This window comes from Cupriavidus pauculus, from assembly GCF_002858765.1.
GTDB classification, from domain to species: Bacteria; Pseudomonadota; Gammaproteobacteria; order Burkholderiales; family Burkholderiaceae; genus Cupriavidus; species Cupriavidus pauculus_B.
Genome location: NZ_PJRP01000010.1, coordinates 207783 through 227629 on the forward strand (window position 1 = coordinate 207783; position 19847 = coordinate 227629).

At 67.1% G+C, this 19847-nt stretch carries 22 protein-coding genes; 16 read left to right on the top strand and 6 right to left on the bottom strand.

All coding sequences use genetic code 11. The annotated features are described in order from the left end of the window. Nucleotides 1-16 precede the first annotated feature (16 nt). From rsfS to CYJ10_RS21025, 8 genes are all read left to right on the top strand, one after another. Nucleotides 17-802, top strand: a complete 786-nt coding sequence (gene rsfS, locus CYJ10_RS20990) for a ribosome silencing factor (protein WP_180863004.1) — start codon at nucleotides 17-19, stop codon at nucleotides 800-802. 44 nt (nucleotides 803-846) lie between these two features. Then, a complete protein-coding gene (gene rlmH / locus CYJ10_RS20995) occupies nucleotides 847-1326 on the top strand; it encodes a 23S rRNA (pseudouridine(1915)-N(3))-methyltransferase RlmH (RefSeq protein WP_101683382.1) in 480 nt (159 codons plus the stop codon). 177 nt (nucleotides 1327-1503) lie between these two features. Continuing rightward, nucleotides 1504-2109 carry a Maf family protein gene (locus CYJ10_RS21000; RefSeq protein WP_101683383.1) on the top strand — a complete coding sequence of 202 codons (606 nt, stop codon included), beginning with the start codon at nucleotides 1504-1506 and terminating at the stop codon, nucleotides 2107-2109. A 106-nt stretch (nucleotides 2110-2215) separates the two neighbouring features. Then, entirely contained in the window at nucleotides 2216-3673 is a 1458-nt protein-coding gene (gene rng, locus CYJ10_RS21005) for a ribonuclease G (protein WP_101683384.1), read from the top strand. Between the two features lie 253 nt (nucleotides 3674-3926). After that, entirely contained in the window at nucleotides 3927-4781 is an 855-nt protein-coding gene (gene phnC / locus CYJ10_RS21010) for a phosphonate ABC transporter ATP-binding protein (protein WP_101683385.1), read from the top strand. Between the two features lie 61 nt (nucleotides 4782-4842). Continuing rightward, on the top strand, nucleotides 4843-5838 hold the full coding sequence (gene phnD / locus CYJ10_RS21015; protein ID WP_101683386.1) for a phosphonate ABC transporter substrate-binding protein: 996 nt from the start codon (nucleotides 4843-4845) through the stop codon (nucleotides 5836-5838). A gap of 78 nt (nucleotides 5839-5916) precedes the next feature. Continuing rightward, the gene (phnE, locus tag CYJ10_RS21020; protein WP_101683387.1) at nucleotides 5917-6729 is read left to right on the top strand and encodes a phosphonate ABC transporter, permease protein PhnE; all 813 of its coding nucleotides are present in this window, start codon (nucleotides 5917-5919) and stop codon (nucleotides 6727-6729) included. Then, nucleotides 6726-7283: a phosphonate degradation HD-domain oxygenase gene (locus CYJ10_RS21025; protein WP_101683388.1), complete on the top strand. Its 558-nt coding sequence runs from the start codon at nucleotides 6726-6728 to the stop codon at nucleotides 7281-7283. Before phnE ends, CYJ10_RS21025 begins: the two co-directional genes overlap by 4 nt. A gap of 329 nt (nucleotides 7284-7612) precedes the next feature. Here the strand turns inward: CYJ10_RS21025 and CYJ10_RS21030 are convergent. From CYJ10_RS21030 to phnF, 5 genes are all read right to left on the bottom strand, one after another. Further along, nucleotides 7613-8781 (bottom strand): IS3 family transposase gene (locus CYJ10_RS21030; RefSeq protein ID WP_101680030.1). Its coding sequence is split into 2 segments (ribosomal slippage): nucleotides 7613-8514 and nucleotides 8514-8781, totalling 1170 coding nucleotides; the frame shifts between segments, so codons are not numbered across the junction. A gap of 115 nt (nucleotides 8782-8896) precedes the next feature. Further along, entirely contained in the window at nucleotides 8897-9463 is a 567-nt protein-coding gene (phnN, locus tag CYJ10_RS21035; protein ID WP_101683389.1) for a phosphonate metabolism protein/1,5-bisphosphokinase (PRPP-forming) PhnN, read from the bottom strand. Nucleotide 9464: 1 nt separating this feature from the next. Continuing rightward, on the bottom strand, nucleotides 9465-10214 hold the full coding sequence (locus tag CYJ10_RS21040; RefSeq protein ID WP_101683390.1) for a DUF1045 domain-containing protein: 750 nt from the start codon (nucleotides 10212-10214) through the stop codon (nucleotides 9465-9467). Beyond that, entirely contained in the window at nucleotides 10211-11413 is a 1203-nt protein-coding gene (locus tag CYJ10_RS21045) for an alpha-D-ribose 1-methylphosphonate 5-triphosphate diphosphatase (protein ID WP_101683391.1), read from the bottom strand. Before CYJ10_RS21045 ends, CYJ10_RS21040 begins: the two co-directional genes overlap by 4 nt. 128 nt (nucleotides 11414-11541) lie before the next feature. Continuing rightward, nucleotides 11542-12276 carry a phosphonate metabolism transcriptional regulator PhnF gene (phnF, locus tag CYJ10_RS21050; protein ID WP_101683392.1) on the bottom strand — a complete coding sequence of 245 codons (735 nt, stop codon included), beginning with the start codon at nucleotides 12274-12276 and terminating at the stop codon, nucleotides 11542-11544. A 183-nt stretch (nucleotides 12277-12459) separates the two neighbouring features. On the opposite strand from phnF, the gene phnG reads away from it, so the two are divergent. From phnG to CYJ10_RS21090, 8 genes are all read left to right on the top strand, one after another. Continuing rightward, a complete protein-coding gene (phnG, locus tag CYJ10_RS21055) occupies nucleotides 12460-12948 on the top strand; it encodes a phosphonate C-P lyase system protein PhnG (RefSeq protein WP_101683424.1) in 489 nt (162 codons plus the stop codon). Between the two features lie 22 nt (nucleotides 12949-12970). After that, on the top strand, nucleotides 12971-13591 hold the full coding sequence (phnH, locus tag CYJ10_RS21060; RefSeq protein WP_101683425.1) for a phosphonate C-P lyase system protein PhnH: 621 nt from the start codon (nucleotides 12971-12973) through the stop codon (nucleotides 13589-13591). 1 nt (nucleotide 13592) lies between these two features. Further along, nucleotides 13593-14732 (top strand): carbon-phosphorus lyase complex subunit PhnI, encoded by a 1140-nt coding sequence (locus CYJ10_RS21065; RefSeq protein ID WP_101683393.1) that lies wholly within the window; start codon nucleotides 13593-13595, stop codon nucleotides 14730-14732. Beyond that, nucleotides 14729-15652 (top strand): alpha-D-ribose 1-methylphosphonate 5-phosphate C-P-lyase PhnJ, encoded by a 924-nt coding sequence (locus tag CYJ10_RS21070; RefSeq protein ID WP_101683394.1) that lies wholly within the window; start codon nucleotides 14729-14731, stop codon nucleotides 15650-15652. The genes CYJ10_RS21065 and CYJ10_RS21070 overlap by 4 nt, the downstream gene beginning before the upstream one ends. Beyond that, nucleotides 15649-16425 carry a phosphonate C-P lyase system protein PhnK gene (phnK, locus tag CYJ10_RS21075; protein ID WP_101683395.1) on the top strand — a complete coding sequence of 259 codons (777 nt, stop codon included), beginning with the start codon at nucleotides 15649-15651 and terminating at the stop codon, nucleotides 16423-16425. Before CYJ10_RS21070 ends, phnK begins: the two co-directional genes overlap by 4 nt. Nucleotides 16426-16427: 2 nt before the next feature. Next, nucleotides 16428-17156 (top strand): phosphonate C-P lyase system protein PhnL, encoded by a 729-nt coding sequence (phnL, locus tag CYJ10_RS21080; RefSeq protein ID WP_101683396.1) that lies wholly within the window; start codon nucleotides 16428-16430, stop codon nucleotides 17154-17156. A 45-nt stretch (nucleotides 17157-17201) separates the two neighbouring features. After that, on the top strand, nucleotides 17202-18413 hold the full coding sequence (locus CYJ10_RS21085) for an alpha-D-ribose 1-methylphosphonate 5-triphosphate diphosphatase (protein WP_101683397.1): 1212 nt from the start codon (nucleotides 17202-17204) through the stop codon (nucleotides 18411-18413). A gap of 263 nt (nucleotides 18414-18676) precedes the next feature. Continuing rightward, entirely contained in the window at nucleotides 18677-19174 is a 498-nt protein-coding gene (locus tag CYJ10_RS21090; protein WP_374703288.1) for a hypothetical protein, read from the top strand. A gap of 66 nt (nucleotides 19175-19240) precedes the next feature. Here the strand turns inward: CYJ10_RS21090 and CYJ10_RS21095 are convergent, their stop codons facing one another. Next, on the bottom strand, nucleotides 19241-19846 hold the full coding sequence (locus tag CYJ10_RS21095) for a peroxidase-related enzyme (RefSeq protein WP_101683398.1): 606 nt from the start codon (nucleotides 19844-19846) through the stop codon (nucleotides 19241-19243). Nucleotide 19847 lies beyond the last annotated feature (1 nt).

Sequence of the window (19847 nt, forward strand, 5' to 3'; positions counted from 1 at the left end):
GAACAAGAAAGACACCATGGATATTCGTAAACTGCAGCGCGCGATCGTCGACGGACTCGAGGATGTGAAAGCGCAGGACATCAAGGTGTTCGACACCACTCACCTGACCGAACTGTTCGACCGGGTGGTGATCGCCAGCGGCAGCTCGAACCGCCAGACCAAGGCGCTGGCGGCGTCGGTTCGGGACACGGTGAAGGACGCCGGCGGCCATATCGTGGCCGTGGAAGGCCTGGAAACCGGCGAATGGGTGCTGGTGGACTGCGGCGACGCCGTGGTGCACATCCTGCAGCCGCAGTTGCGCCTGTACTACAACCTGGAAGAAATCTGGGGCGACAAACCGGTCCGCGTGAAGCTGGCCGCCACCAAGGGCCTGGCCAAGGCCAGCGAGCCGGTGGACGACGAGGACGCCGAGCCGGCGCCGCGCGTGCGTCGTGCCTCGAACCTGCGCCCGGCGCTGGCCCGCCTGCCCGAAGGCATGAAGGAGCCGTCGCCGCCGATGGGCCGCGAGGACACCGATCCGGACGCCATCGCCACGATCCGCAAGCCGGTCCGCAAGACCACCAGCACCGGCACGGCCGCCAAGGCCCCGGCGCGCAAGACCACCACCGCACGCAAGACGTCGGCCGGCACCGCCGCGAAGACGCCGGCGCGCAAGACGGCTGCCGGCACCGCCACCAAGGCGCCGGCACGCAAGACGGCGACCGGCACGGCCACCAAGGCCCCGGCACGCAAGACGGCCGCCACCAAGACCGCAGCCGCCAAGACCGCCGCCCCGCGCAAGCGCGCCACGCGCTCGGCCTGAGCGCAAGCGGTCGATCCTGAAGGCGTTTCCACCGGGCATCCCACATGCAACTCGTGATCGTGGCCGTCGGCCACAAGATGCCCGCGTGGATCGAATCCGGCTTTGTTGAGTACACCAAGCGGATGCCGCCCGAACTGCGCATCGAGCTTCGTGAAGTCAAGCCCGAAGCGCGGTCGTCCAGCAATAACGCCGCCACGGTGATGCAGCGCGAAGCGCAGCGCATCGAGGCCGTGCTGGGTTCGCTGTCGAAGCAGTTGCGCATTGTCGCGCTCGACGAGCGTGGCAAGGACTGGACCACCGTGCAACTGGCCGAGCAGCTGACCGGCTGGCAGCGCGAAGGCGGCGACGTCGCCTTCCTGATCGGCGGTGCCGATGGGTTGGACCCCGCGCTCAAGGCGCGCGCCCAGACGTTGGTGCGCCTGTCCAGCCTGACCCTGCCGCACGGCATGGTGCGCGTGCTACTGGCCGAACAGCTATACCGCGCGTGGTCGGTCACGCAGAATCACCCCTACCATCGCGCCTGAGCCTCGCCGACGGTGCGCTCCCTTCCCCGTGTGGGAGGAGAGTGCAAAGCGGTTCAGAAGGCGACATCGGCAAGCAGGACCCCCGACACCCTCTTCTCCCCTCTCCCGCCATGCGGACGGGGGCGCAGGCCTGGCGCGCGTACAATCGCCGCAGTCCTGTTTGCGCACGTCAATCTCGTGACCCAATCCATTCTTTACCTTGCCTCCCAAAGCCCGCGCCGCCGCGAACTGCTGACCCAGCTTGGCGTGCAGTACGAACTGCTGCTGGCCGATGCCGGCGAAGACGCCGAGGCGCTGGAAGCCGTGCAGCCCGGTGAATCGCCCGACGCCTACGTGCAGCGCGTCTGCGCGCTCAAGGCCGATGCCGCATTGCAGCGGCGCCTGCGGCGCGGCCTGCCCGACGCCCCGATCCTGACCTCCGATACCACCGTCTGCCGGGGTGGCGACATCCTGGGCAAGCCGGCCGACGCCATGGATGCCGCACGCATGCTGGCCACGCTGTCCGGCACCACGCACCGCGTGCTGACGGCGGTGACGGTGGTATCGGCGCTGGGCCAGCGCCACGCGCTGTCGATCTCGCACGTCACTTTCCGCGCCATGAGCGCCGCCGAGATCGACCGCTACGTGGCCAGCGGCGAGCCGCTCGGCAAGGCCGGCGCCTATGGCATCCAGGGGCGCGCGGCCGAGTTCGTCGAGCGTATCGACGGGAGCTATTCGGGTATCATGGGCCTGCCCTTGTTCGAGACGGCGGCGCTGCTGCGCGAGGCGGGTCTGCGCTTCTGACCCCGCCCCCTCCGCCGCATCCGACCAGGGCATGCAGGGGTCAGATGCCCGGTCTCCCCGGGCGACAACAACAAGCGCCGGCAGACCGGCGACGGCATCCATGGCTATGACCGAAGACATCCTCGTCAATATCACGCCGCAAGAGACCCGTGTGGCCATCGTGCAGCAGGCGGCCGTGCAGGAACTGCACGTCGAACGCACGCTCACGCGCGGGCTGGTCGGCAACATCTATCTGGGCAAGGTCGTGCGCGTGCTGCCGGGCATGCAGTCGGCATTCATCGATGTGGGCCTGGAGCGCGCGGCGTTCCTGCACGTGGCCGACATCTGGCATCCGCGCGACGGCGAGAAGAACGGCCACACGGCCATCGAAAAGACCCTGTTCGAGGGCCAGGCCCTGATGGTGCAGGTGATCAAGGACCCGATCGGCACCAAGGGCGCGCGGTTGTCCACGCAGGTCAGCATCGCGGGCCGCACGCTGGTGTACCTGCCGCAGGACCCGCATATCGGCATCTCGCAGCGCATCGAGGGCGAAGTCGATCGTGAGGCGCTGCGTGCGCGCGTGCAAGGCCTGGTGCCGGCCGACGAACGTGGCGGTTTCATCGTGCGGACCATCGCCGAGGAAGCCAGCAACGAGGAGTTGAGCAACGACATCGCCTACCTGCGCAAGATCTGGGCATCGATCCGGCTGAACGCCACCACGCTCCCGGCGCCGAGCCTGCTGTACCAGGACCTGAACCTGGCCCAGCGCGTGCTGCGCGACTTCATCAACGACGCCACGGGCGTGATCCAGGTGGATTCGCGCGAGAACTTCGTGAAGCTCGTGGAATTCGCCCAGGAATACACGCCGGCGGTGCTGTCGCGCCTGTCGCACTACACCGGCGAGCGCCCGATCTTCGACCTGTTCAACATCGACGCCGAGATCGAGAAGGCGCTGTCGCGGCGGGTGGACCTGAAATCCGGCGGCTACCTGATGATCGACCAGACCGAGGCGATGACGACGATCGACGTCAACACCGGCGGCTATGTCGGCGCACGCAACTTCGACGACACGATCTTCAAGACCAACCTTGAAGCCGCGCACACCATCGCGCGCCAGCTGCGCCTGCGCAATCTGGGCGGCATCATCATCATCGATTTCATCGACATGGAGAACGTGGAGCATCGCGACGCGGTGCTCTCGGAACTCAAGCGCGCGCTGTCGCGCGACCGCACGCGCATCACCGTGAACGGGTTCTCGCAACTGGGCCTGGTGGAGATGACGCGCAAGCGCACGCGCGAATCGCTGGCGCATGTGCTGTGCGAGCAATGCCCGGTCTGTACCGGCAAGGGCCAGGTCAAGACCGCGCGCACGGTCTGCTACGACGTGCTGCGCGAGATCATGCGCGAATCCCGCCAGTTCAACCCGCGCGAATTCCGCATCCTGGCCTCGCAGGAAGTGATCGACCTGTTCCTGGAAGAGGAAAGCCAGCACATGGCCATGCTGGGCGACTTCATCGGCAAGCCGATTTCGCTGCAGGTGGAATCGACGTTCCATCAGGAACAGTACGACATCATCCTGATGTAAGGCCTTCTCGCCATGCATAACCGCCCCCCGCTCCGCGCTGCGGCGCCGGGGGCCGCATCCCCGGCCTGAAACCGCTTTCACGGCCCGCCTCCGCCCCGCCCCTGCCCCGCCTACGCCGTCTTCCCGCCTGGCGCCCCCGCCCTGCGCCCCATCGCGCACCCGGCCTCGCGCATCGAAAAACCTCTGCCTAACGTCATCGTTCTGTCATCCGCCCTCGCCAGAATGCGCAAGTCATTCAAGCAAGGGAGTCGACATGACGCATGCAATCGAAGTCCGCGGCCTGAGCAAATCGTTCCGCGCGGACCGCAAGGCGCTTGACGACGTCACGCTGCACATCGCCCCCGGCGAGATGGTTGCCCTGCTGGGCGCCTCGGGCTCGGGCAAGTCGACGTTGCTGCGCCACGTGGCCGGCTTTGTCGCTGGCGACACCGGTTCGGGCGAGATCCTCGTCAACGGCCGCACGGTGCAGCGCAACGGTCGTCTGGCGCGCGATGTTCGCAAGGTGCGCGCAGAGATTGGTTTTGTATTCCAGCAGTTCAACCTGGTGGGCCGCCTGCCGGTCATCACCAACGTGCTGGTCGGCTTGCTGACCCGCGTGCCCAAGTGGCGCAGCCTGATCCGCTATTTCAAGGCGGACGAAGTGCAGACCGGGCTGGATGCGTTGGCCCAGGTTGGTATAGACGACTATGCGTTTCAGCGCGCCTCGACGCTGTCGGGCGGCCAGCAGCAGCGTGCCGCCATTGCCCGCACGCTGGTGCAGAACGCAAGCGTGATCCTGGCCGACGAGCCGATCGCGTCGCTGGATCCGGAGTCGTCGCGCCGCGTGATGTCGCTGCTGACCCAGATCAACCGCACGCGCAAGGTGGCCGTGGTGGTGTCGCTGCACCAGGTGGATGTGGCCATGCGCTACTGCCCGCGTGTGGTGGCCCTGCGCAACGGCAAGGTGGTGTACGACGGCCCGTCCGCCGCGCTGACGCCGAAGATGCTGCGCGACCTGTACGGCACCGAGGCCGACGAACTGCTGCACGACAGCGTTCCCGACGAGCCGGCGCCGGCCGAAGGCGTGCCTGTTCCGGCCATGGTCAGGATGGACCTGGCCACCGCCTGATCGCACTTTTACGAATTACCCAGACCGCGTTTCCCATCAGTCTTTCCAAACGGAGTTTTCGATGCTTCGCAGAACTTTCCTCGCCGTGGTGGCCTCGGGTGTCGTGGCGCTGCCCGCCTTCGCCCAGGACGCCAAGACCCTGAACATCGGTTTCATCTCGACCGAATCGTCGTCGAACCTGAAGAGCGCCTGGCAACCGGTGATCGACGACCTGAGCAAGACGCTGGGCGTCCAGGTGAAGCCGTTCTTCGCCTCCGACTACGCCGGCATCATCGAAGGCATGCGCTTCAACAAGGTGCAGATCGCCTGGTTCGGCAACAAGTCGGCCATGGAAGCCGTGGACCGCGCCAATGGCGAAGTCTTTGCATCGGTGATCGACAAGGACGGCAACCCGGGCTACTGGTCGCTGCTGATCGTGCGCAAGGACAGCGACCTGAAGTCGGTCGAGGACGTGATCAAGCGCGGCCGCGACCTGTCGTACGGCGCCGGAGACCCGAACTCGACGTCGGGCACGGCCGTGCCGGGCTACTACCTGTGGACCGCCAACAAGGTGGACCCGAAGACGCTGTTCAAGGCCGTGCGTATCAGCAACCACGAAACCAACCTGCTGTCGGTGCTGAACAAGCAGGTGGACGTGGCCGTGAACAACACCGAGAACTTCGAGCGCTATCGCATCAACACGGGCAAGAACGCCTATGACGACGTGCGCGTGCTATGGAAGTCGCCGCTGATCCCGGCAGACCCGATGGTCTACCGCAAGGACCTGTCGCCCGAGATGAAGAAGAAGATCCAGGCCTTCTTCGTCAACTACGGCAAGGGCGCCAACGCTGCGCGCGAAAAGGAAACGCTGGCCGCGCTGACGTACCAGGGCTTCCGCCCGTCGAGCGATGCCCAGCTGGTGCCGATCCGCCAGATCGAACTGGCCAAGGAAAAGGCCAAGATCGAGACCGACACCACGCTGGCCGCCGGCGACAAGGAAAAGAAGCTGGCCGACGTGACGCGTCGCCTGGCCGACCTTGACAAGGCCGCCGCCGCCGCCGCCACCACGCAGCAGTAAGCCGTACCGGAGACCGGCGATGCCCACGCGGGCGTTGCCGGTCTTCCCCGTTTCAAGCCTTCAATTCCGGATTGCCCCATGACCGCCACCGCCAAGCCTGGCCTGCCCCCTTCGCCCCAAAGTACCGTTCGGCCGCCGCGCACGTCCCTGTCCGTGATGCTGGTCTGGGCTGTGCTGCTGGCCATGCTCGCCATGTCGTGGCAAGGCGCCGACATGCGCCCCCTGGACCTGCTGCGCGATTCCGGCAACATGGCAAAGTTTGCCGCCGATTTCTTCCCGCCCAACTTCCGCGACTGGCAGAACTATCTCGACGAGATGCTGGTGACCGTGCAGATCGCGCTGTGGGGCACCGCACTGGCCGTGCTGATGGCCGTGCCGCTGGGCCTGCTGTGCTCGGCCAATATCGTGCCGGTGTGGGTGTACCAGCCCGCCCGCCGCATCATGGATGCCTGCCGCGCCATCAATGAGATGGTGTTCGCGATGCTGTTCATCGTCGCCGTGGGCCTGGGCCCGTTCGCCGGTGTGCTGGCCATCTGGATCCACACCATGGGCGTGCTGGCGAAGCTGTTTGCCGAAGCCGTCGAGGCCATCGACCCGCGCCCCGTCGAAGGCGTGCGCGCCACCGGCGCCGGCCCCATCGAGGAAATCGTCTACGGCGTGATTCCGCAGGTGCTGCCGCTGTGGCTGTCGTTCGCGCTCTATCGCTTTGAATCGAACGTGCGCTCGGCTTCGGTGGTGGGTATCGTCGGGGCTGGTGGCATCGGCACCGTGCTGTGGGAGATCATTCGCAGCTTCCAGTACGCCCAGACCTGCGCGGTGATGATCATCATCATCCTGTTCGTGGTGGCCATCGACATGACGTCGGCCCAGATCCGCAAGGTGCTGGTATGACCGCCCAGACTGCGCCCGTCGCCCTGACGCTGCCCCGCATCGCCGCGCTGTTCGAGCACCACGGCACGGCCTACTACGGCGGCGAGGCCATCAGCCAGACCGCCCACGCGCTGCAATGCGCGCAACTGGCCGAGCAGGCCGGCGAGGATGAGGCACTGATCGTCGCCGCCCTGCTGCACGACGTGGGCCATCTGATGCTGGCCGAAAGCAGCACGACCGACATGCGCCACCAGGAGGCCGCCGCCGACGCGCTGGCCAGCCTGTTCGACCCCGCCGTCACCGAGCCGATCCGCCTGCACGTGGCCGCCAAGCGCTACCTGTGCGCCACCGACCCGGGCTACTTCGACACGCTGTCGCCGACCTCGGTCCACAGCCTGCAGTTGCAGGGCGGCGTGTACGACAACGGCCAGGCCGACGCGTTTGCCGCGCAGCCCCACGCGCTGGAAGCGGTGCGCCTGCGCCGCTACGACGACCTGGCCAAGGTGGTCGACCTGGCCACGCCGCCGCTGTCGCACTATCTGGACATGGCCGCGCGCTGGGTCCGCTCTGCCTGATGCACGCGCTGCCTGACGCCGGGCGCGTCAGGGGTTGAGACGCTGGCCCTCTCCCCCGCCCCTCTCCCCCACGCGGGAGAGCGGAGAACACCCAGGGAATATCGAACGCGATCTGGTTGCTTGCCGCGCCCGCACGTGGAAGAGCGGAGAACACCCAGGGAATATCGAACGCGATCTGGTTGCTTGCCGCGCCCGCACGCGGGAGAGCCGAGAACACCCAGGGAATATCGAACGCGATCTGGTTGCTTGCCGCTCCCGCACGCGGGAGAGCGGAGAACACCCAGGGAATATCGAACGCGATCTGGTTGCTTTGTAGTGGTCAAGTTTTTTCAGACAGGTATTAGGGTGGTCTGTTGGAACTTGTCCTCGTAGTCTGTTGGCGACGTGTAGCCCAGTGTCGAATGCAAGCGCACCGGGTTGTAGAAGCCCACGATGTACTGCGTGATGTCGCGCCGGGCTTCCGCCCGGTCGACGTACCGCCTCTGCCAGACGCGCTCCATCTTCAGGTTCAGGAAGAAGCGTTCGGCTACAGCGTTATCCCAGCAATCGCCGGCCCGGCTCATGCTGCAAACCAGGCCGTGGCGCGCCAGCAATCCCTGGTACTCCTCGCTTGCATACTGGCTGCCGCGGTCCGAATGCACAATCAGTCCGGGCGCCGGATTGCGCTGCAGGATGGCCATCTTCAAGGCCGACGCCACCAGCGCGGCGGGCATGGCCGCTGCGCTGGCCCAGCCCACTACCTTGCGCGAATACAGGTCCAACACCACCGCCAGATACAACCAGCCTTCCCCCGTGCGCACATACGTGATGTCCGACACCCAGGCCCGGTTGGGCTGTGCGGGCCTGAACTGCCTGCTCAGCACGTTCGGCGCCACCGGCCTCCCATGCCGGCTGTCAGTCGTCGCCACGAACTTGCGCTTCCACACCGGGTGCAGATTCTCCTGGCGCATCAGCGTGCGGGCCCGATAGCGCCCGATCTTCACCCCCTGCTTGTCCAAATCCTGCGCCACGCGCCGGCTGCCGTAGGTACGTCCGCTGGCCTCGAACGCCGCCCGCACATACACCGCCTGCCGCAAGGCCTTCTCCTTGGTGGCAGGCTCTCGCCCGGCCGCGTAATACCCCGCCCGGCTCACGCCCAGTACCCGGCATGCCCGACTGATGGAGATCGCCTCCTTCTGCAATCCGCTAACCACTCGATAGATCACTTGAGTTCGCGGGCGAAGAAGGCCGATGCCTTTTTTAGGATCAGGTTGTCCTCCTTCAGTCGGCGGTTTTCCTCTTCGAGCTGGCGGATGCGCTGCTGCTCAGGCGTCAGCGGCTTGCCCACTCCCTTGCCGCCAGCCACTTCAAGGTCGTATTGGACCAGCCAGCGCCGTAAGGCGGTCTCGCCAATCGCCATCGTGTGGCAAACCTCGGCGACCGATAGGCCCTGATCCCGGATCATCCGGACTACCTCCAGCTTGAAGGCAGCGTCAAACTTGCGGCGTTGCTTTGTCATGTCGTCTTTCCTCGTCGATCGTGATTTTCCACCTATCGACCTGTCTGAGGAAATTGGACCACTACACTCCCCTCTCCCGCGCGCGGGAGAGGGGCCGGGGGAGAGGGCGAGCCGGTCAGCCGGCGACCAGGCTCGCAAAGGCGTCCGCCGAATCCTGCAGCGCGCCGCTGTTGTCGATCTCGACCAGCCGGCAGCCCGCCGGCACATCGAACGGCTGTGTGGCGCGTTCCAGCCGCTTTGCAATCGCGATCTCGGTTTCCCGCCCGCGATTGCGCAGCCGCACCGCCAGCACTTCGGGCTTCACGCGCACGTGTACCGCGCACAGCTTCGGATAGCGCGCCGCCGCATCGGGCAGGTACTCGCGCGATCCGTTGACGATCACCTTCAGGCCCTGGGCCAGCCATTGCTCGATCTCCACGCCGATGCCGTAATGCAGGCCGTGGCTCTGCCAGTGCATGGCCAGGCAGCCCAGGTCGACGCGGCGCGTGAATTCATCTGCGGTCAGCGCCACCGAGGCCTCGTTGGCATCGGCGGCGCGCGTGATATAGCGATGGGCGATGACCACGGGGTCAGCCGGTTTCAGTCGTTCACGCAGCGCCCGCAGCAGCGAATCCTTGCCGCTGCCGGACGGGCCCATCACGTAGAACAGGCCGCTACCGTCGGTGTCAGGTCGGATATTCATGCTAGCCAAGCCAGGCCGCGCCCGCACCATCCAGGGTGGTGCCGTCGAAGCGATAGTGACGCGCGGCGACGAAATCGGCGCCGGCCTCGGGTTGCACGTACACGCTGACGCCATCCACGTGCAGCGGCTGCTCCAGCAGCCGGCCGCCAGCGGCGGACAGCATGTCGAACGCCGCGGCTTCATCCGCCGCATCGAGCATGCCGGTCAGCGTGATGTGGAAGGTGAACGTGTCGAACACATACGGGTAGCCCCACGCATCGAGATGCCGCCGTTGCGCCGGACTCAGCCGGGCCGGATCGCGGCGGGCAATCTCGGCCTCGGTGGGCGGCGCACGGAAGCGGTCGAACTCGGTGACGCAGGCATCGGCCAGCCCATGCATCCGGCGGCCGCCCTGACCGTCGGCATCGTCGAGACACCACGCCAGGAAGCCTCGCAGCGCACGCAGCGTCAGCGGGGCGTCGAACGGCTGGCGCGCGGCCGCAAAGGCGCGCATGGCGCCATCGAGCATGGCCGCGTCCGTGCCTTCGGCCAGCCGGAACGGCGGCTTCAACGTCGCATGCAGCGCGTAGTGCGCGGGCGCCTTGACCCATTCCTCGGGCCGCTGCGTGATGCCTTGCGGCAGCGGCAGTGCGGCACACGTATCGGCATCGCGGCCCAGCCACTGCGCGCCGAAGCTGCGAAATGGCTCGGCGGGCGCCAGGTAGATCGCGTAGCGATGGGCGGATCGGAAAGGTCGGGGAGCCTGGCTCATGCGGCCAGGCTGCCTTCGTCAGCCAGGTCGATCAGCGGCAGCGCCACGGCGGCATGACGCAGTTCGCCGTTGACGATCGTGCCGCACACGCGCGGCAGACCCGGCAGGCTGTCGTCGATCAGCACCGCGTCGGCACGCATGCCCGGCACCAGCGCCCCCCGGTCACGCAGGCCAGCGGCGCGCGCCGGGTTGCGCGACACCAGATGCCAGGCTTCAGGCAGGCTGCAGACACCCAGCTGCACGAGCTTGAATGCGGCCTGCAGCGGCGCGGGATAGTAATAATCCGAAGCCAGTACCGTACACAGGCCGGCGGCAATCATCTCGGTGGCGTTGGGCGCGCCGGTGTGGCTCTGGCCGCGCAACACATTGGGCGCGCCGAACACGGTTTCGTCGCCGATCTGGCGCGCCAGCGTGGCCACTTCTACAGTGAGCGGGAATTCGGCGATGGCGCAGCCCTGGCGATGGTAGTGCTGGCGCGTGGCCACATCGGGATCGTCGTGCGACGCTACCGGCAGCCCAGCCTCGCGGGCGGCGGTAACCAGTGTCGACACGGCGGCCGGCACGTCCTGCGCGTGGCGGCTGGCCGTGCGCAGCCGGCTGCGGAATGCCTCCATGTCGCATTCGGCGCGCTCGGCGTACTGCGCAAGCTTGCGCTCGTCGTTCATGCGGCGTGCCATGGTCGGCAGGTGGTCATTGATGGCCAGCAGGCTCACGCGGCCATCGCGCATCCATTGCAGGGCCGTCTCCACGCCGGCCAGGTGATAGGCCTCGAAACGCAGGTGGACCTTGTGCGACGCCCCCAGCACCGGCGCCAGTTGCGACAGCGCCTCGAACATGCGCACCGCGTAGGCTTCGCCGCGCAGGCCACCTTCCCAGGACAGCGTCACGCCGTGGAATTCGGTGGTGATGCCATGCGCCAGCAACTGGCGGTCCACATCGAGCAGTGCCGGGCCATAAGGAAAGCTGACGCCAGGGCGCGGCATCACCGAGCGCTCGAACGCATCGCCATGGATGTCGACGATGCCGGGCAGCACCAGCAGGTCTCCGGCGTCGATGCACGGGCCGCTACCGCCTGCCTGCTGCGCGATGTTGCCTTGGTCGAAACCCAGCGTGGCGGGGGCGATGTTGCCGGCACCCAGCACACGGCGGCCGGTAATGCCGCGCAGCGGGAGCGAATAGGTTTGGGTTGTCTTTTGCATGATGGGCGTTACGGGTTCACCAGCAAGTTAGCGCCGGCACATGACATACATATGTCTAGACCAATGCGGTTGAACTACCAGCTTGAGCCATGAGGCCGACTGTGCCGCCAGGGCACGCGGCCCGTCTGTCAGTCGTTGTCGGACACCGTAAGCTGCACCCAGTCGCCAGCAAACCGCGTCATGCTGTACTGCACGGGCACGCCGTCGATATCGATGTTGAGCGCCTCCACCTGCAGCACGGGGCGCGTCTTGGGCTGGTTCAGCAGCCGCGCCACCGGGGCGCTGGGCATGGCCGCCGTAATGCGCGACCACTTGCGCGTGTAGTCGGCAATGCCGAACTGCGCCAGCGCACGCGAAATGGACTGCGTGTCGCGCACGGCATCCTCCAGGCCCGGAAAGCGCTTCGGGTCGAAATAGTGCTCGGCCACGTCGATGGTGCGCGCTTCGGCCTTGCCCACCATCTGGATATGCAGGATGTCGGCCGTGCGCGGCAGGCCCAGGTGCTTGGCAATCTCCGGCGCGCGCAGCGTCTGGCTGTCCACGATCTCCAGGTGCCCACGCATGCCCTGCGCGGCCAGGTTCTGCGAAAAGCGCGTGCGGCGGCCGATCGCGTAGTCGATCGCATGCTCCTGCACGAAGGTGCCCCGGCCCTGCTCGATACGCACCAGGCCGCTCAGTTCCAGTTCGCCCATCGCCCGCCGGATGGTGTGCCGGTTCACGGCAAAGCGCGTGGCCAGTTCCGGCTCCGGCGGCAGCTGCTCGCCAGGGCCATAGAGTTTGTTGCGGATGTCATCCGCCAGCGCCTCGCCAATCTGGCGCCACACCGCCACGCCGGAACCCCGTTCCACTTCCCGATCAGACATCTTTCGCCCTGCCCTGTGTCATCAAGCCTTAATGGTTGCCGTGCGATTGTGCCCTAGTCCCGGCGCGCCGGTGGCGTGCCCGAGCAAGTCCCCGACCCGTCATGAAACGTTCATGTGGCTGTGGTCTAGTATCGCCGTGTTGTGTTAGTTTACATCTAAACGTATAGACGTATAGGGGTGATCATGCAAAATGAAACCGCCAACCCGGCCAATGCGGCACGTGCCGCGTGGCTGCGCGTGCTGGCGCTGACCCAGTCGGACGCGCTCGATGCGGCCTACGCCCGGCTGCAGGAAGCGGCCGCCCTGCCCGGCTACCGCCTGCTGCGCGAGCCGGAATCGGGCATGGCCATGGTGCGCGCCCGCGCGGGCGGCACCGGCGCCCAGTTCAATCTGGGTGAGATGTCGGTCACACGCTGCGCCGTGGTGCTCGACGAAACGCAGGGCGAAGCCGCCACGGCCGGCGTGTCGTATGTCCAGGGTCGCGGCCAGCGCCACGCCGAACAGGCCGCCGTGCTCGACGCCCTGCTGCAACGGCCCGCCTGGCACCAGCGCGTGCAGGACGTGGTCGTCGCCCCGCTGGCACAGGCGCTGACCGATCACGCCGCCCGCCAGGCCGCCACCGCCGCGCAAACCCGCGTGGAGTTCTTCACGATGGCCCGCGGAGAAGATTGAGATGTCGTTCCCACAGCATTCAATGCAAACCCCTGCCTCTGCCCCCAACGCCAACGCGGCCACCTCGCTGCTGCCCGGCTTCGACAATCCGGTTGATGACGCACAGGCCGTGTTCCGCGCCACGCTCCAAGCGTTCGCGCATCCGGGCCGCCTGGAAGCGCTGCCCGTCACCAGCGGCCAGCCCGAAGGCCTGTCTCCGGCCCTGACCGCGCTGCTGCTGACGCTGGCCGATCCCGACACCCCGGTGTGGCTGCCCGCCAGCGTGCCGGCCGCCGCGCGCGCCTTCCTGCGTTTTCACTGCGGCTGCCCGCTGGTCGACGCCCCCGGCGACGCCACCTTCGTGTGCGTGCCCGCCGGGCATCCCATGCCGGCGCTGGCCGACTGCGCGCAGGGCCTGCCCGCCTATCCGGACCGCTCCGCCACGCTGATCGTCGAGGTCGATTCGCTGCACGACGGCGACGCGCTGACGCTGCTCGGCCCCGGCATCGAAACCACGCAGGCGCTGCATGTGCGCGGCCTGCCCGCCGATTTCCGCCCGGCCTGGCGCGCCAACAACGCCCGCTTTCCGCTGGGCGTGGACCTGCTGCTGGCCAGCGGCAAGCAATTCTGCGCCCTGACGCGCACCACCCGCGTGGAGGACTGACATGTACGTAGCCGTCAAGGGTGGCGAGCGCGCCATCCTCAATTCGTACCAGATGCTGGACACCTACCGCCGTGGCGACACGTCGGTGCCCGAACTCACGCTGGCGCAGATCCGCGAGCAGATGCCGCTGGCCGTGGCGCGTGTGATGGCCGAGGGCTCGCTCTACGACCCGCACCTGGCCGCGCTGGCCATCAAGCAGGCCGCCGGCGACCAGATCGAGGCCATCTTCCTGCTGCGCGCCTATCGCACCACGCTGGCCCGCTTCGGTTACACCCAGGCGCTGGATACCGGCAGGATGAAGCTGCAACGCCGCATCTCGTCGACGTTCAAGGACGTCCCGGGTGGCCAGGTGCTGGGCCCGACGTATGACTACACGCAGCGCCTGCTCGACTTCACGCTCGAAGCGGGCCGCGACCCGGCCCCGCTGACGCCGTCGCCGGAGCCGCTGGCATCGAACATGCCGCGCGTGACCGGTCTGCTCGAAGCCGAATCGCTGGTCGAAGCCGACACGATTCCTGCCGGCGACCCGGCGCCGCCCGACCTCACGCGCGAGCCGCTGACCTTCCCGGCCGAGCGTCCCGCCCGCCTGCAGAACCTGGCTCGCGCCGACGAAGGCTTTCTGCTGGCCATGGGTTACTCGACGCAGCGCGGCTACGGCAATTCGCACCCGTTCGCTGCCGAGATCCGCTACGGCAGCACCGAAGTGGAAATGTTCATCGAGGAGCTGGGCTTTGCCGTGACCATCGGCGAAGTGGAACTGACCGAATGCCAGATGGTGAGCCAGTTCGCGGGCAACGCCGACGAGGCGCCGCGCCTGACGCGCGGCTACGGGCTGGTGTTCGGCTACAACGAACGCAAGGCGATGTCGATGGCGCTGGCGGACCGCGCCATGCGCGCCGAGGAACTGGGCGAAGCCGCCGACAACCCGGCCAACGACATCGAGTTCATGCTGTACCACAGCGACAACGTGGAAGCATCCGGCTTCGTGCAGCACCTGAAGCTGCCGCACTACGTGGACTTCCAGGCCAACCTGGAACTGCTGCGCCGGCTGCGCGCCGAGCAGGAAGCCCAGACCGCACCGGCCACCGCATCCCCCGACGCGCCGCAACCGTCGCCATCGCAAGAGGAGTCGCTGGCATGACCGCCGCCAACGCCAACACCGCCGCCGCAACCACCGCCACGACCGCCACCATCGCGCGCGACGACCACTACAACTTCGGCTACCTGGACGAGTCCACCAAGCGCATGCTGCGCCGCGCGCTGCTGAAGGCCGTGGCCATCCCCGGCTACCAGGTGCCGTTCGGCAGCCGCGAAATGCCGCTGCCGTATGGCTGGGGCACCGGCGGCATCCAGGTGACCGCCGCCATCATCGGCCGCCAGGACGTGCTCAAGGTGATCGACCAGGGGTCCGACGACACCACGAACGCGATCAACATCCGCCGCTTCTTCGGCCGCGTGACCGGCGTGCAGACCACCGAGCGCACCGCCGAAGCAACGATCATCCAGACGCGCCATCGCATTCCCGAGACGAAGCTGCGTGCAGGCCAGACCATGGTGTACCAGGTGCCCATTCCCGAGCCGCTGCGCTGGCTGGAACCCAGCGAGACCGAGACGCGCACGATGCACGCGCTGGCCGAATACGGATCGATGCACGTGAAGCTGTACGAGGACATTGCGCATCACGGCCATATCGCCACCACGTACGACTACCCGGTCATCGTCAACCAGCGCTACATGATGCGCCCGTCGCCGATTCCGAAGTTCGACAACCCCAAGCTCGACCGCAGCCCCGCGCTGATGCTGTTCGGCGCCGGCCGCGAAAAGCGTGTCTACGCCGTGCCGCCGTACACGTCGGTCAAGAGCCTGGACTTTGTCGACCATCCGTTCACCGTGGAGAAGTGGTCGAGCTGCTGCGCGCAATGCGGCGCCACCGACAGCTACCTGGACGAAATCATCACCGACGATGCCGGCACGCGCATGTTCGTGTGCTCGGACACCGAGTACTGCGCCGATCGCCAGGCCGCGCAAGCCGTCAAGACCGCCGCCGGAGGCCAACCATGAACGCCACGCCACTGCTTTCCGTCCGACAGCTCACGCACACCTGGGACGGCGTGCACGGCTGCCACGACGTCAACTTCGACCTGTACCCCGGCGAAGTGCTGTGCGTGGTCGGCGAATCGGGCTCGGGCAAGAGCACGCTGCTGCAGGCGCTGTCGATGCAGGTGAAAGCGCAGCGCGGCAGCGTCAGCTACGACATGCGCGAAGCGGGCCTGACCGACCTGGCCACGCTGTCCAGCGCGCGCATGCGCCTGCTGGCGCGCACCGACTGGGGCTTCGTGCGCCAGCACGCCCGCGACGGCCTGCGTATGCAGGTCAGCGCCGGTGCCAATATCGCCGAGCGGCTGATGGCCGTGGGCAACCGCCACTACGGCGACCTGCGCGAGATCGCCGGGGCCTGGCTGGAGAAGATGGAAATCGATCTGGCCCGCCTGGACGATGTGCCGAGCACGTTCTCGGGTGGCATGCAGCAGCGCCTGCAGATCGCGCGCAACCTGGTCACGCATCCGCGCCTGGTGTTCATGGACGAGCCCACCGCATCGCTGGACGTCTCGGTGCAGGCCCGCCTGCTGGACCTGATGCGCCGGCTGGTGACCGACCTGGGCCTGGCCGCCATCCTCGTCACGCACGACCTGGCCGTGGCGCGCCTGCTGGCCCACCGCACGCTGGTGATGCAGGGCGGCCGTGTGGTGGAACAAGGCCTGACCGACCAAATCCTGGACGACCCGCAGCATCCGTACACGCAGCTGCTGGTTTCCTCCATCCTGCAGGGCTGACCATGACGCAAGCAGATACCCGGAAGCTGATCGAGGTCCGTGGCCTCGGCAAGATGTTCACGTTGCACAACCAGGGCGGCATCCGCCTGCCCGTGCTGCAGGCGATCGACTTCGATGCGTCGCGCGGCGAATGCCTGGTGCTGTCGGGCCGCTCGGGCACCGGCAAGAGCACGCTGCTGCGCTGCCTGTACGGCAACTACCTGGCCACCGAAGGCACGATCCGCCTGCGCGATACCAGCGCAGCGGGCGAGCCGTGGGTGGAACTGACGAATGCCCCCGAACAGCACGTGCTGAAGCTGCGCCGCGACGTGATTGGCTATGTGTCGCAGTTCCTGCGCGCCATCCCGCGCGTCTCGGCGCTCGACGTGGTGGCTGATCCGATGCAGCAGCGCGGCGCCAGCCACGAGGAAGCCCGCGCCCGGGCGGCCGTGCTGCTCGAACGCCTGAACCTGCCGCGCCGCCTGTGGGACCTGCCGCCGGCCACGTTCTCGGGCGGCGAGCAGCAGCGCGTGAACATTGCGCGCGGCCTGATCGGCGGCCATCCGATCCTGCTGCTCGACGAACCGACCGCGTCGCTGGATGCCGACAACCGCGCGGTAGTGATCGCGCTGATCCGCGAAGCGCTGGCCGAAGGCCGCGCGCTGATCGGCATCTTTCACGACGAAGCCGTACGCGATGCCGTGGCCACACGTGCGCTGCCGCTGCAGCCAGCCGTGGCCGCCAACGCCTGACGGCGCCCCCGACAAACCTGCCCTGAACCTGAAACGGAACCGGACATGTCCACCACTTACCTGACGCACGCCACGCTGGTCCTGCCCGACCGCGTGCTGCACGACAGCGCCCTGCTGATCGCCGACGGCCAGATCGCCGCCATCGAACCCGAGTCGGCCCCCGCCCATGCCAACGTCATCGACCTGCGCGGCCATACCGTGATGCCAGGCCTGATCGACGTGCATTGCGATGCCATCGAGAAGGAAGCCGAGCCGCGCGCCAACGTGCTGTTTCCGCTCGACTTCGCCGTGGCGCAGGTTGACCGCCGCAATGCCGCCGCGGGCATCACCACGCCGTACCACGCGCTGTCGTTTGCCAGCAACCAGTTCGGCGTGCGCAACAACGACACCGCCGCCACGCTGGTGCGCACGGTGGCCGAGTACCGCAAGCACAGCCTGGTCGACAACCGCATCCACTGCCGCTACGAAGTCACCGACGCGGCCGCCGTGCCGGTGCTGGAAATGCTGATGGCCGAGGGCGTGGTGGATCTGCTGTCCGTGATGGATCACTCGCCGGGCCAGGGTCAGTTCAAGACGCTCGACGCCTACCTGTCGTACATGATGGGCAACCACGGCATGAGCCGCGACGAAGCGGCCGACGCCGCCGCCAAGAAGACCGCCGAACTCGACGGTGCCACCGAGCGCGTCAACCGCCTGGTGTCTAAGGCCCACGCGCTGGGCGTGCCCACGGCCAGCCACGACGACGATTCGCCACAACGCATTGCCGCCATGCACGCGCTGGGCGTACGCATGAGCGAGTTCCCGATCAACCTGGAGACGGCGCAGGCCGCCGCCGCGCATGCGTTGCCAACCATCCTGGGCGCGCCCAACGTGCTGCGCGGCAAGAGCCAGAGCGGTTCGATGCGTGCCATCGACGCCATCCACGCCAGGGTCGGCAACATCCTCTGTTCGGACTACCAGCCGTCGACGCTGATTGCCGCCGCCTTCGCCGCAGCACGCCTGGCGGACCTGCCGCTCAACGAGGCGCTGGCGCTGGTCAGTGCCAACCCCGCCGATGCCTGCCTGCTCGACGACCGTGGCCGCCTGCTGCCCGGCAAGCGCGCCGACGTGATCGCCGTGGCCAGCGTGGCGGGCCAGCCGCTGGTCACGCATACGTGGTCGGCGGGCCGGCTGGTGTTTGCCGCGGGCTACCCGGCCGTGCAGCGCGCCACCCCGCATGCCGCCTCGCACGCGGCCGAAGCGCAGGCCGTGGTCTGACGGACATGCCGACGCGCGGTCAAACGCGCGTTCGGCATCGTCCATCGTCAAACGAAAAAATACGGAAAGCGAAACGAAAAAGGCCGCGCATCGTCGCGCGGCCACATTCATTGACTATAGGCGTTGCGCGCGGTCCCCGCACGCTAGGGCTAGTCCCCATCACTGGCGGCTGGCCTTTGCACCGCTATCCCCTACTCTGAAGGTGAAGGTAGCGGGAGTTTGAAGGGGTCGACATGACGTCAATGCGGATCACGGTGCCAGCGATGCTGGCCATTTTTTTATGCGCGGGATGCGCCGATTTGTTACCGCAGAAGACCGATCGATCGCCGCCACTGGCCGGCCCACAGGTCAATGCCGACACGACTTACCCGCCCGCCCCGCAGGCGCGCCCCACGCCGATTCCTCCGCACGAGATCAACATGGCAGGTACCTGCAAGCGCACCGAGGAAGACGGCTTTCGTGAAGATGCCGTGGTACGCGTATCGCACAATGCCGTGGAGACGCTGACCTGGAAGCTATGGGTGTCGCGCAAGGGCTCATGCCACTTCGACCTGGACGAATTCAAACAGGTGCAGCAGACGCCGCATATCGAATTGCATGCCATCGACGGCAGCGGCTGCAAGCTGATGGTGTGGCAGGACCCCCGCCGCATCACGCTGGCCCACGCCCGGTGCGAGAAGCACTGCACGCCTGGCATTTACGAACAGGCCTGGCCGGTGCTGTTCGATCCACGCAACGGCAACTGCGCGCAGATCCGCTGAGCGGGCCTGTCCGGGCCCCTGGTGACGTGGGGCCCTCTGGCCGCCTGCTTCGGGCCGGCTTCCGGCCTACTTCGCCTTCGGCACGCGTCCCATCAGGAAGAACTCGTCGTTCGGCCGCATGCCGATGGTGTTGGCCATGCGGTTCGACAAGCCAAAGAACGCCGTGATGGCGGCAATGTCCCACGCGTCCTCATCATCGAAGCCATGCGCGCGCAGCGCGTCGAAATCGGGCTCGCCGATCGTATGCGATGCCTCGCAGACCTTCATCGCGAAATCGAGCATGGCGCGCTGGCGGGGGGCGATATCGGCCTTGCGGTAGTTGACCGCCACCTGATCGGCCACCAGCGGCTTCTTTTCGTAGATGCGCAGGATGGCGCCGTGGGCCACCACGCAGTACAGGCACTGGTTCGCGCCCGAGGTGGCCACGACGATCATCTCGCGGTCGCCCTTGGTCAGGTTGCCGGTTTCCTTGAGCATCAGGGCGTCGTGGTACGCAAAGAAGGCCCGGCATTCGTCCGGCCGGTGCGCCAGCGCCAGAAACACATTGGGTACGAAACCCGCCTTTTCCTGCACTTCCAGCACGCGCTGGCGCAGGTCATCGGGCAAGCCGGCAATCTCCGGAACGGGATAGCGGCTGATGGGGGGTCGTTTGGACGGTGATGCCTGGGTCATG